This is a genomic window from Pseudomonas sp. 91RF (genome assembly GCF_003576265.1).
Classification (GTDB): domain Bacteria; phylum Pseudomonadota; class Gammaproteobacteria; order Pseudomonadales; family Pseudomonadaceae; genus Aquipseudomonas; species Aquipseudomonas kribbensis.
The window spans coordinates 40243-52754 of record NZ_QWFC01000007.1; the positions used below are offsets into that span (position 1 = coordinate 40243).

The window sequence follows — 12512 nt, forward strand, 5'->3', positions numbered from 1 at the left end:
AAGTGGTGGCAGGATGCGCCCTCGGATACATTGCAAAAATATCAAGTTTGTTAACCTGACTTTATGTCGGAGTAATGTGATGCTCAGTCAGCTCCACGATGTCGATTTGCAGTTGCTGCGCCTGTTTCTCGGGGTGGTCGAGTCCAATGGTTTCAGCGCTGCTCAGGGAGAGCTGGGGCTGAGCCAGTCGAGCATCAGCCAGCAAATGGCCAAGCTGGAAACCCGTCTCGGCTATCGGGTCTGCAACCGTGGCAAGGGTGGTTTCAGCCTCACTCCCAAAGGCGAGCAACTGCTGATTGCTGCCCGAAGCCTGTTCGACTCCATCGAAACCTTCCGCCATCAATCCAACGGCGTCGCCGGACGCCTGATCGGCGAAGTGCGGCTGGGCCTGTCGGAAGCGGTCGATCAATCGGTGCTGCAACGGGTGGCCGAGGCGATCCGGCGCTTTCGCGAACGAGACGAATCGGTGCGCATCGAGCTGATCAGCGCCATGCCCGGTGAAATGGAGCGCCTGCTGCTGCAACAGCGGCTGGACCTGGCCATCGGTTATTTCTCCCAGGTGCAGAGCGCCTTTGATTACCGCGAATTGTTCAGCGAAACCCAGCATCTGTATTGCGCGCCCGGGCATCCGCTGTTCACCAACGATGCCCCCGATGAAGCGGCGTTGCAGGCGTGTGACCGGGTCGATCATCCGTACCGTTTTCTGCGCAGCGACGAACCTTTTCAGGGCAAGGTCTGCTCGGCGCGCTCGGAACAGGTCGAAGGCACCCTCGCCTTCGTTCTGTCCGGCAAACACCTCGGTTACCTGCCCAGCCATTACGCCCGTCAATGGCAGGATAAAGGACTGCTGCGTCCGGTGCTGGAAGACGAGCTGAGCTTCGAAGTAGCGTTCCATCTGGCCCGGCATCGGGCACAGGTGCCGGGGGATGCGCAGAAGGCGTTTGAAGAAGATCTGCTGTCAGCCTTTGGTCGAACCTGACCTTTTGGGCAGTTTTAATGCGTTGCCCTCGCTCCCCGCTTGCGGCATCCTGCGCACCCATTTTCCGACCCGGCCCCGCATTGCGGCACGCAAACCACCATGACCGTCTCTGAAAAAGCCCCGCGCAACAACGATCTCATCTACGGTCTCAACGACCGTCCGCACTTCACCGCGACGGTGTTTGCCGCGCTGCAACACGTGCTGGCCAGCTTCGTCGGCATCATCACCCCGACCCTGATCATGGGCGGCGCCCTCGGTCTGCAAAGCGAAATCCCGTACCTGATCAGCATGGCGCTGTTCGTTTCGGGCCTCGGCACCTTCGTCCAGGCCAAGCGTTTCGGCCCGGTCGGCTCGGGGCTGCTCTGCCTGCAAGGCACCAGTTTTTCCTTTATCAGCGTGATTCTCAGCGCCGGTTTCATGGTCAAGGCCCGGGGCGGCGGCACCGATGAGATCCTGTCGACGATCTTCGGCGTGTGTTTCTTTGCCGCCTTCATCGAAGTGGTGCTGAGCCAGTTCATCGGCAAATTGCGCATGCTGATCACCCCGGTGGTGACCGGCACAATCATCACGCTGATGGGCCTGTCGCTGATCAAAGTGGCGATGACCGACATTGCCGGCGGTTTCGGCGCGGCGGATCTGGGCGCGGGCAGCCACGTGTTTCTGGCGGCGCTGGTACTGGCCACAATCGTGGTATTGAACCGGGTCGACGTGCCGTTTCTGCGCCTGGGCGCGATTGTCATCGGCCTGACCCTCGGCTACGTGGTGGCGTGGCTGATGGGCACCGTGGATTTCGCCAACCTGCCCGAAGTGCCGGTGGTCAGTGTTCCGGTGCCGTTCAAGTACGGTTTCAACTTCGACTGGGTGGCGTTCGTGCCGGTGGCGGTGATTTTCCTGGTATCGCCGCTGGAAGCCGCCGGCGACCTGACGGCCAACTCGATGATTTCCCGGCAACCGGTCAAAGGTCCGCTGTACATCCGCCGGATCAAGTCCGGGCTGCTGGCGGACGGCCTCAACTCGGCCATGGCGGCCGTGTTCAACAGCATGCCGATGGTGACGTTCGCCCAGAACAACGGGGTGATTCAGCTCACCGGCGTGGCCAGCCGCTACGTGGCGTTCTTCATTGCCGGTCTGCTGGTGCTGCTGGGCCTGTTCCCGATGATCGGCGCGGTGCTGCAACTGATGCCGAAACCGGTACTGGGCGGCGCGGAGCTGGTGATGTTCGGCACCGTGGCCGTGGCCGGGATCAAGATCCTCGCCGAGGCCGGCCTGCATCGACGCAACATGCTGATCGTGGCGATTTCCGTCGGCATGGGCCTGGGCATCGCCGCCGTGCCGGAAGTGCTGCGTGAACTGCCGCAGGCGCTGCGCAATATTTTCGAGTCGCCGATCACCGTCGGTGCGCTGTGTGCGATCGTGCTGAACATCTTCCTGCCGGAAGAATTCATCGAACTGGAAGAGGATGACTTCGACCCGGAAGCCTCTATCCTTCAGGTCATGGAAAACCCCGACGTACCGGCCAAAGGTGAACCTGCCTCCCAGGCCGCTGTCGCACAGTTGAACCGTTGATCCTGTCCGCTCGATGAAAAAAGGGCTGATACCGGCAACGGTTCAGCCCTTTTTCAATGAGAGAGCATCAATGCGTCGTCTCCAAGCCGTCATCCTGTCCCTTCTTCTGCTCTCCCTCAGCGCCTGTGCGCTGTTCCCCAACCGCGACTCGGTGAACATCAACGTGGTCGGCGTCGAACCGCTGCCGAGCCAGGATCTGGAAGTGCGCTTCGCCATCAAGTTGCGGGTACAGAACCCTAACGAAACCGCCATCGACTACAACGGCATTGCGCTGGATCTTGACGTGAACGGGCATTCGTTTGCGTCCGGTGTCAGCGATCAGAGCGGTTCCATTCCACGGTTCTCCGAAGCCATCGTCAGTGTCCCGGTGAGCATTTCGGCATTCTCGGTGTTGCGCCAGACCCTGGGCCTGAGCCAGACGCAATCCCTCGACAACCTGCCTTATGTGCTGCGCGGCAAACTGGCGGGCGGTGTGTTTGGCACCATGCGTTTTGTCGACAGCGGCAAGCTCAGCCTGCCGCGAGCCAGTGCCGCAACCTGGTAGAGATGCGGTAGCCTGCTCCGCTCACTGTCAGAAAACATGGAAGCCGCTGGATTATGGAAGACACGCCCACGCTGTACACCGAACGGCTGATTCTGCGCCCGCTGGAACTGGCGGACGCCGAGGCCATCCAGCAGCAGTTTGCGCAGTGGGAAGTGGTGCGTTACCTGAACGCTTTGGTGCCTTGGCCTTATCCGGACGATGGCGCCCTCACCTACCTGCGGGACATTGCACTGCCGGCGATTGCGGCGGGCAAAGAGTGGCACTGGACGATTCGTCTCAAGTCGGCACCTGAGCAATTGATCGGCAACATCAGCCTGATGGACGAGCCGGACAACCATCGCGGGTTCTGGCTCGCCCCGGCCTGGCAAGGCCAGGGTTTGATGACCGAAGCCAGCGAAGCCGTGACCCGCTACTGGTTCGAAACCCTCGATCAGCCGCTGATGCGCGTGCCGAAAGCCGCGCCGAACCTTGGCTCGCGCAAGCTTTCGGAGCGCACCGGCATGCGCTTGATCCGCACCGACGAGGATGACTTCGTCAGCGGCCGTTTCCCACGGGAAATCTGGGAAATCACCCGCGAGGAGTGGCAACAACAGCGCCTCAAGCGGTGAAGCGCACACCGGGTTTGGCGCGCTCGTCCACGCTCAATTCGAATACATCCGGCCGTGCATAGTGGCCGACCACGTCGTAGTCGTAGCGGGCCCGCACCAGTTCATCGGTGTCGATCTCGGCGGTGAGCAGCCCGGCCTCGCCCCGAAGCGGCCCGGCCAGCACATCGCCCATCGGCCCGACGATCACACTGCCACCGGCGATCAGTGGTCGATCCCCCGGCCAGTTGGCGACCTCCACGCCCAACTCATTCGGCGAGGCCTGCACCTGACAGGCGCTGACCACGAAGCAGCGCCCTTCATGGGCGATGTGGCGCATGCTGACCTGCCACATCTCGCGCTCGTCCACGGTCGGCGCGCACCAGACCTCAATGCCCTTGGCGTACATCGCCGTACGCAGTAGCGGCATCATGTTCTCCCAGCAGATGACTGCGCCGAGTTTGCCGACCTGGGTTTCGAGCACCGGCAGGGTCGAGCCGTCGCCCTTGCCCCAGATCAGTCGTTCGGTGCCGGTGGGCATGAGTTTGCGGTGTCTGGCCACCAGCCCTGCCTGCGGATCGAAATACAGGGCGGTGCAATGCAAGGTGCTGCCGGCCCGTTCGATCACACCGATCACCAAATTGGCCCCGGTGCGCGCCGACAGCCCGGCCAGCGCTTCGGTTTCCGCGCCCGGCACATCGATGGCGTTGGCGAAGTAACGGGCGTAGGCCTCGCGGCCTTCAGGCAAGCGGTAACCCAGTTGCGTGCCGAAGCCCTCGCCTTTCGGATAACCGCCGAGCAGCGCTTCGGGCATCACGACCAACGCGGCGCCGGATTCGATGATGGCGCCTTCCCAGCTCAGAATCTGTTCCAGGGTTTCACCCTTGCCACCGGGCAAGGCGCCGATCTGCAGGGCGGCAACGATTGATTTGGGCATGGCGGTCACTCCGTGAAGTTCAGTTGTTGCTCATTCTCCGGCGCCACGGGATCATGAATAAAGCCCGACTCACTGCTGAATGATATGAGCCAAATGAATATCGCAACCATCGATCTCAACCTGCTGAAAGTCTTTGAAGCGCTGCATGAAGAGTCCAGCGCCAGCCGTGCAGCGTTGCGTCTGGGCGTGACGCAATCGGCAGTCAGCGCGGCGTTGCGCCGGTTGCGTGAGGTGTACGGCGATCAATTGTTCGTGCGCACCGGCCGGGGCCTGGCGCCGACCCTCAAGGCCAATCAGTTGAAACCGGTGGTCAGCGATGCCCTGAACAAGTGCCGCCAGAGCCTGGCGATGGTCGATCCGGCGGCCAATCAGTACGACGGGCGCTCGGTCAGTGTCGGGCTGTCGGATGATTTCGAAATCGCCTACGGACGGCGTCTGATCGAAGAAATCGGTCGAAGGGCGCCGAAGCTGCGTCTGATCTACCGCCAGACCCACAGCCAGATCGTCGCCCGGGCCCTGATGGAGCGCAGCATCGACCTGGCGATCACCGCCGGCGGCTTCGCCGAGCGGCTGCTCAGCCGTCAGGTGTTGGGTGAAGGGGGTTACGCGTGCCTGGTGGATCCGGCGAGCCTTGTGCCCGGCCAGCAGAAGATCGGTCTGGAAGAGTTTGTCGCCCGGGAGCACATTCTGGTGTCGTCGGGCGGTTTTATCGGGATCACCGATGAGGGGCTGGCGGCACTCGGCTTGAGTCGCCGGGTGTGCGCCTCGACCACGCATTTCGCGGCGTTGCCGCATCTGCTCAAGGGCAGTTCGGCCGTGGCGACCATTCCGACCCACGCGGCGCAGGCCATTGCGTCACTGAGCGGGCTGGCCCTGCTGCCCTGCCCGCTGGCCTTGCCGCGTTATCCGGTCGAACTGGGCTGGCGCACCAATACCCAGATCGATCCGGTGGTGCTGAAAGTGCGCGAAGCGATTGTCGCCAGTTTCAAGACCGAATGATTACTTGTTGGCCGCCATCAGCCGGTTGACTTCACTGCGCACCATGTTGGCGAACTCCGGCGGCGACATGCCGTCCAGTTCAGCGCGAACGAACTCGGCCCATTTGCCCTTGCGCTTGGAGCGCTCGCCGAACAATCGCGCGGCCTCGCCCTTGGCTTTGCCCAGATTGTTCTGCCAGAGTTCGAACAGTCGGGATTTCTCGTCTTCCAGCGCGACGCGCTCTGCGAGGGATTTTTCGGCCAGATTGAAACTCATGGGGAATTACCTGCTGCATGAAATGGCGACATCTTACACGCTGGAAGGAAATCTCCGGCGCTGGTTTTTCTTCCTGACGGAAATTCACTGCAACTTTTCAAGCCGCGCCACACTCCATTGTTCACTGTCCATTCACCTGCAAGGAGTCACCCAATGGCCCGCAAAAGCGCCGTACAAGCCGCTGAAGACCAAATCAAGGATCAAGCGTTCAGCGAACTTCAGGCTCTGATCGAAGAGTCGGACAAACTGCTCAAAAGCAGTGCCTCACTGGTCGGCGAGGAAGCGGAAACCCTGCGCGGACAAATCGCCCTGAAACTGCAGCAGGCACTGGATTCGGTGTCCAGTGTCCGTGACCGCACCAAACCGGCGGTGGATGCCACCGAAAGCTACATCGGCGGCCACCCATGGCAGACCGTGGCGATCTCGGCCGGTTTCGGTCTGGTGGTCGGTCTGTTGCTCGGCCGCCGCTGAGCGAGAACAAAAAAGGCGAGCCATCAGGCTCGCCTTTTTCATGTCCGCTCAATTGTCATTCGCCCGCCAGTTCACGCAACTGCGCCAGGGTTTGCTCGTCCAGCACAATCCCCTCGGCCAATGATCTGGCCCGCTGCAAATGCCGCCGATCACCCGGCAAACGCTTGAGCCCTACCCCATGCATCTGCCTGACCAGTTCCTGGCTGCGCTCGGCAAAACCCTGCCCGGAAGTTTTGCTCGGGTCGATCACGATCAGCAACTGACCGGTCCACGGGGTCTTGGCCCCGGGATGGTTCTTCCAGTCGAATTCGAACGAGAAGTTGCCACCAGTCAGCGCTGCCGCCAATAACTCCACCATCATCGACAGCGCCGAACCCTTGTGTCCGCCAAACGGCAGCAACGCGCCGCCTTCGAGAATCGCCTTCGGATCGCAGGTCGGCTGGCCGAGGCTGTCCACGCCCATGCCCGCCGGCAACTTCTCGCCTTTGCGTGCGGCGATCTGCACGTCGCCGTGGGCGATGGCGCTGGTGGCCAGGTCGAACACGATCGGCGCCCCGTCGGCCCGAGGCGCGGCGAAGGCGATCGGGTTGGTGCCGAACAGTGGTCGGTCGGCACCGTGGGGCACCACGCAAGTCATGCTGTTGACCACGCTCAGCGCCACCAGTCCTTCGTCGGCGAACGGCTCGACGTCCGGCCACAACGCGGCAAAGTGATGGGAATTGCGGATCGCCAATATCGCGATCCCGGCACTGCGCGCCTTTTCCACCAGCAATGGGCGCGCCGCCGCCAGTGCAGGCTGGGCAAATCCGTTGCCGGCATCGACGCTGACAAACCCTGATGCGACGTCCTCGACCGTTGGCACGGCCTTGCCGTTGACCCAACCGCTGTTGAGGGTCGAGACATATCCCGGGATCCGGAATACACCATGACTGTGGGCACCGTCCCGCTCGGCGTTGGCGCAATTGGCGGCCAGCGTTGCGGCCACCTCGGCCGAGGTGCCGTGACGGATGAAGATCGTTTCCAGCAGTTGAGTCAGCTCGTCCAGGGACACCGTGGACGAGACCGCAAGATCGTGTGGCGCAGACATCTGAAGCTCCAGAATAATTATTGGAGGGAACAACAGCGTACGAACTGACGCCTCCGGATTAACCACGGGCAGCCGGTGGCCTGTCAACCCTGCAATGCACGCAGCGAGGGTTTCCCGCGCAATACCCCGGTACCACCTTCGTCCGTCTGCGCGCTTTTAACTTCCTGTCTCGAACCTCACCGCACTTTCTATTTTTTCGAGACTTGACGATGTCTGTACCCACCTCTCCATTACTCTTCCCCGAAGCCCTCGACTCACCGGGCCTATGGCCCGGGTTGGGCAAAACCCATGGCCTGGCAGAAAAGGATTTCAATTGGCTGGCCGACGTCAGGCTGGCGTCCGACGCCCTGCGACGCGAGCAAAAACCGCCCATGTTGGCCGAACGTGTCTTGCTCAATGCCGACAGTCAGAACCCCACTCCATTGCCGGGTGCATTTGTTCTGAGTAAAACGCCATACGACATGGGCCAGATCCTCTACACCCCGTACGAAGGCATCCGCAAATACCACAGTCGCGCGAACCTGACGGCTCAGTTGGAGGAGCGCCTCAGAACATCCGCCGATCAGGACACATTGCTGGCATTTCTACCTTTGTCGCACCAGAGACGCCTACAGGATGCCGAGCGTATTTCGGTGACGTTTTCGATCATCGAGGGGGATGTGTTCGAGGATCGCGACGAAACGCTCAGACAAGGGCCGTTGCTCAACGCCCAGGCCATGCTGGACGAACTCAAGAAGCTGCCGACGCTTACGCAAATGCTGGACAGCGCATTGAACGAGTTGCTCAAGCCTCATTTCGGGACGCTGCAACAAAACCGTACAAGCGTCCGCGTTTACACAGCTAGCGACGGAGAAAGCAATCAGGTCCCCACCGGGGATGTCCCCAGGGCCGCCCTGAGTCTGAGTGAAGCGGTGCTGGTGCATTACCGCCACCAGCGCTGGCCGGGTGCTCGCCTGCCGGAGTTTTCCCATCCTGGCAGGACTCCGGACATACACGATCAGGACCAATGGAGAAATGCCGTCACCCAGGCATCGAGCATGTTGCCGGCCCTGCTGTACCGCCAGATGGAACAGTACTGGAGCGGCGTGGCAGTCTTGGGATCGACACGCCGCACATTTCTCGCCCGGGTGCTGGAAGACCAGGCTCGCGTCGACTGGATGCTCAAGCGCGAAGCCGGAATTCTCGATGCAGACCAGTTTGACATGCTGCATAAGCTGATCCTTCCCGATGCCGATGGTCGCTCCGCCCCCATAGCCGAGACCGTGCGCCTCTGGGAAAACCCGGCCAATTATGTGGAGCTTGCCGGCTCGCTGATGATCAGTGGCGCCGATGCTTTTCTCTACACGCCTTCTCAGGGTTTGCAGCAGCTCAAGGACTATCAGGACCTGAAAGCGACCCTGCAGGACAAATTCATCGCAGAGGGCCACGAAGACGAACTCTACGCTTTGCTCAGCCTGGACGAGCGCAGCCGCTTCCTGGGCTTCGATCAGCCTCAGGTGTCGGGAGACCGGGTGGCCGGCGAAGTGTTCCGCTTCCTGTGCGAATCGATCATCACCAAGCAACGACAGAACATCGAGTATGCCCTGCAAGTGTTTCGTCTCAGCGACGGCGCGGTGAACCTCCACGCGTTGTTCGACAAGAGCCTGGATATCCGCTCGATGATTCACGAGCGCTTGCAACAACTCGACGCGCAGGGACGCTGGAGCACACAACCGGTCTGGTCCGGCAGTCAGCAGCCTTCGATCGTCCTGGCCGACAAAGCTCATGGGGCCATCAAGACCTTTCATTCCGTGGAGTCTCCTCTTCTGGAGAGCCTCGACAAGCAGCCCATGACAACCCGGGATGCTCAACGAGCCTGGCTTGAAAACATGAAGGCGGATCTGGGCCATGCCTGGTTCGTCGGCGTGAACGGTGAAGCCCGACTCAGGGTATCGAGCGGCAGCCTGCCTGACTGGGCACGGGCGGTCGTCGAAACCGTCATCAATGCCGAGCGCCCCAGTCGCCTGGAACGTCGGGCGCTCAACGGTTTCCGGCCCGATGGTTATGTCCTTGCCCTTGAGTCTCCCGACGGCAGGACCGTCTGGCCCCTGGCCCATTGCGTTTTGATGACCGAGCGCGGAGGCCTCGACACCCAGCATTCCGGGCGCACCGTGCTGTGGACGCCGGCGCTGGGGCTGGAGGTCTTCGATAACATTGCCATTGCCCGACAGGCACTGAGCCGGCGCTTGCTCGACAACGTTCAGTGCCTCTCACTGCTGGAAAATATCGTTCCCGATCAATACCGCCCCCATCAGCGCTATACCCTTGGACGGTTTCGCATCATCCATCGCAACGTATTGCATGAGCGCATGCAATCGGGCATCGAGCACTATCTCGCACGTTGCGAACAAGTGCGTCAGCGAGTGGATGACGGGGCCCGGCGAGAAAAGGCATTGTCAGCGCTGCGCAAGATGCCACCTCAAACCAACCTGCGCCTTGCCGGCGAGCATGCCAGGGCCATCGAGAACCAGCAGACGTTTCCTGCCTGGCTGAGCATGGCTCCGGTCAGGGACCAGAAGCGACATGTCGAACTGCTTGAGCGATGGAACCAGAGTGTCATCGAAGACAAGGATTACCTGACGGGCGTTACGCCACTGGCCGAGCATGTCGAACAAGCATTGAAAACTGCGCTCGGCCTTCGTTTTCCGAACGAACATCTCGATCCCCGGCAGATCGAGATCATTCCCGATCTGGCACTCGCTGGCCCGCCCCGCGACCTGGTCGAGTTTGCCCTGAATCACGTCAACGTACTCCAGGGCACGGGGTACAGGGTGGTATCGAAAACCGCCGAGACCCTGCCTCCCGGACTGGATCGCAAAACCGTCGATCAATTGCTGCTGTCGCTGGAGATCCCGGATACCTATGGTCGAAAGGTGGCCGCGGCACTATCGACGCAAACGGTTGAAGGTCGTGAACGCAAAAAGCGTTTTTTCCAGCAGATTCCCTGGCAACTGATGCAGCACGCCCATGCTTTGAAGATGCAGCAGCATCTGTCCACAAAAGCCTACGAGCAGATCAGTCAGGGACTGGACATGCCCGATGGCTATGCCCGAACCACTGTGCCGGGTGTCAATGTGGTTGTCAGCCCGCTGGCACTGATCAAGACGGCCGGCGCCAACGCAGAGACCGTACTGGGGCTTTACGTTTTTGCTCCGGGTCAGAGTCACAAGGGCCCGCTGGTGCTTTACGCGCCCTATTCCCAACAGCCGTTTCACGAATTCAAGGACGAAAAGGCATTGATCGCGGCGCTGAATACGCCGGGGTCTCTACAGAATCTGTTGCTACGTCGCTTGCCGGCCGGGCGCCAGGCCGTCTTCCGCAGCCTGTTGGCAGATACCGTGGACGAGACCAGCGAAATGACTCTGGCCAGCCTTCCAGTTGAAGGCAACCTGCTGGAACGGTTTTACGACGATAACCTCAAGCTATTGCAACAGCAGCTTGAATCACAGACCGAGCGTGAAGCGCAGTCTGACTGGGAAACCGCCAAGACCCTGTTCAGCCAGGGTATCAGGCAAGTGTCGGCAACCCTGCAGGGCAAGCTGGCCTTCGTGCCGTTTCTCTGGCGTGCCTATGACGGCTTCAAAGACTCGGCCGATGCCTTGCAGAACCACCACTGGAAACGGGCTTTGCAGTCCTTTATTGACGGTGGCGTGCAAATGATCCAGATGGCGCTGCTACCGGAAATATCGGGCGCAGGCGCCACAGTCGAACAGGAAGCCGCCATCTCCGACACCAGTGAAGTCGAGCCGACCTCGCCGATGCGCACCCAGATGCAATCATCGGAAGCCACCGACGTTGCGCTGAAGGACCTTGTATACGGCTCGATCACAGGCACTTACCGACAACCAGACTCCAATCGTGAATATGCCGCCATCGATGGCAAGGTCTACCAGGTCAAAAAACGTGAGCAGGCATGGCAACTGGCAGATGCGGGGAAATACGGCCCGCTGTTTCAGAAAAGTGGTCTGGCAATGGTTCAGATCCCGACTCGGCAAACTGTTCACTACGGCCAGGCTTTCAGAAAACTGGCCGAGCGCAACACCATCTCTCGCCTGCGACGAACGATGTTGAACATCGAGGCTCGCGGCATGGATCAAATCCGCCTGAAGTACCCGGACAAAGCCCGGACCCTGGTGAACGCCATCGACATAGCCCGACGATATGCGTTCTATTGCCTGCATAACCTGGCACCGCTCGGTCGCGGAATAGAAAATCCCAGGGTAACTCGCTTCCTTGAGAGTTTTTTTGATGCACCTCGCATCACCGGCGCAATCCTGGCCAAGATCAGCGCGACGATCCAGCCGATCTGCCAGGCACTGGTGGACCCTGCCGATGAACTGCTCGATACCGATCGCTTCGTCGTCGGATCAAACAAGTTCCTGCCCGATGTCATTGCGTTCGTACTGGATGGTGACGCAAAAAAGCTGGTGCATTTCACTGAGCATTTCTTTGACCAGCAACTGGACCAGTTCAAAACCTATTTGCTGGAGCCGTTCGATGTCGATGGCCATGCACAAGCCTCGACACTGATTCATGAGTTTGCCCACCAGTTCAGCAAGGCACTGGATATCGCATCGTTGAGAGCACGTGAGCCATTCAGCGACCTGATTTCGACCATCACAGCCCCCGGCGCGTTACTGGTTCAGGAGCTCGAGTTCGATCAGACGTCTGCATTGTCATTGAACACTCCAAGGGCACAACTGTTTGCGGAGTGGAACACGGTACTCAAGACTTGGGTCGACATCGACAGGGTCCCGGACATGCAGCTCATTTCCGAGGAAGTTCTCAAACTGACGGGCAGCAAGACCATTCAGGAAGCGCGTAATGCCTTTCTCGATCAGCAATCGCCAGACGTACGAGTCGACGTCATCCTGCGCAACGCCGACTGCATCGCCCGCCTGATCTGCGAAATTGGCCGACAGCTGGATCCGGTTCAGTCCCCTTGAAATGGAAAGACGCGGGGTCGATTCCCGCGCCTTCCTTGAGAACAGCCTCTGGCGACTGTAAATGCGAACTGTGCGCTTTTGATCATTTTTTCACTCGGTTTATGA

General features: G+C 60.4%; 10 protein-coding genes. 7 read left to right on the forward strand and 3 right to left on the reverse strand.

The window, feature by feature from the left end; genetic code table 11:
* The first annotated feature begins 79 nt into the window (after positions 1–79).
* The 4 genes from DXT77_RS00475 to DXT77_RS00490 all read left to right on the forward strand — a co-directional run bounded on the left by DXT77_RS00475 (position 80) and on the right by DXT77_RS00490 (position 3697).
* Positions 80–979 carry a LysR family transcriptional regulator gene (locus tag DXT77_RS00475; protein ID WP_119426186.1) on the forward strand — a complete coding sequence of 300 codons (900 nt, stop codon included), beginning with the start codon at positions 80–82 and terminating at the stop codon, positions 977–979.
* Between the two features lie 99 nt (positions 980–1078).
* Positions 1079–2545 (forward strand): nucleobase:cation symporter-2 family protein, encoded by a 1467-nt coding sequence (locus DXT77_RS00480; RefSeq protein WP_119426187.1) that lies wholly within the window; start codon positions 1079–1081, stop codon positions 2543–2545.
* Positions 2546–2615: 70 nt separating this feature from the next.
* Positions 2616–3089, forward strand: coding sequence for an LEA type 2 family protein (locus DXT77_RS00485; RefSeq protein ID WP_119426188.1), 474 nt, complete (start codon positions 2616–2618; stop codon positions 3087–3089).
* Between the two features lie 53 nt (positions 3090–3142).
* On the forward strand, positions 3143–3697 hold the full coding sequence (locus DXT77_RS00490) for a GNAT family N-acetyltransferase (protein WP_119426189.1): 555 nt from the start codon (positions 3143–3145) through the stop codon (positions 3695–3697).
* On the opposite strand, the gene DXT77_RS00495 is transcribed toward DXT77_RS00490, so the two are convergent.
* A complete protein-coding gene (locus tag DXT77_RS00495; protein ID WP_119426190.1) occupies positions 3687–4610 on the reverse strand; it encodes a carbon-nitrogen hydrolase family protein in 924 nt (307 codons plus the stop codon). The genes DXT77_RS00490 and DXT77_RS00495 overlap by 11 nt on opposite strands.
* A gap of 84 nt (positions 4611–4694) precedes the next feature.
* On the opposite strand from DXT77_RS00495, the gene DXT77_RS00500 reads away from it, so the two are divergent.
* Positions 4695–5609, forward strand: coding sequence for a LysR family transcriptional regulator (locus tag DXT77_RS00500; protein ID WP_119426191.1), 915 nt, complete (start codon positions 4695–4697; stop codon positions 5607–5609).
* On the opposite strand, the gene DXT77_RS00505 is transcribed toward DXT77_RS00500, so the two are convergent.
* Positions 5610–5864, reverse strand: a complete 255-nt coding sequence (locus DXT77_RS00505; RefSeq protein WP_119426192.1) for a hypothetical protein — start codon at positions 5862–5864, stop codon at positions 5610–5612.
* A gap of 153 nt (positions 5865–6017) precedes the next feature.
* On the opposite strand from DXT77_RS00505, the gene DXT77_RS00510 reads away from it, so the two are divergent.
* Entirely contained in the window at positions 6018–6335 is a 318-nt protein-coding gene (locus tag DXT77_RS00510; protein ID WP_016982860.1) for a YqjD family protein, read from the forward strand.
* A 55-nt stretch (positions 6336–6390) separates the two neighbouring features.
* On the opposite strand, the gene DXT77_RS00515 is transcribed toward DXT77_RS00510, so the two are convergent.
* Positions 6391–7422 (reverse strand): Ldh family oxidoreductase, encoded by a 1032-nt coding sequence (locus DXT77_RS00515; RefSeq protein WP_119426193.1) that lies wholly within the window; start codon positions 7420–7422, stop codon positions 6391–6393.
* A gap of 209 nt (positions 7423–7631) precedes the next feature.
* Between DXT77_RS00515 and DXT77_RS00520 the strand changes: the two genes are divergently transcribed.
* The gene (locus DXT77_RS00520; protein ID WP_119426194.1) at positions 7632–12407 is read left to right on the forward strand and encodes a dermonecrotic toxin domain-containing protein; all 4776 of its coding nucleotides are present in this window, start codon (positions 7632–7634) and stop codon (positions 12405–12407) included.
* The last annotated feature ends 105 nt before the right edge of the window (positions 12408–12512 follow it).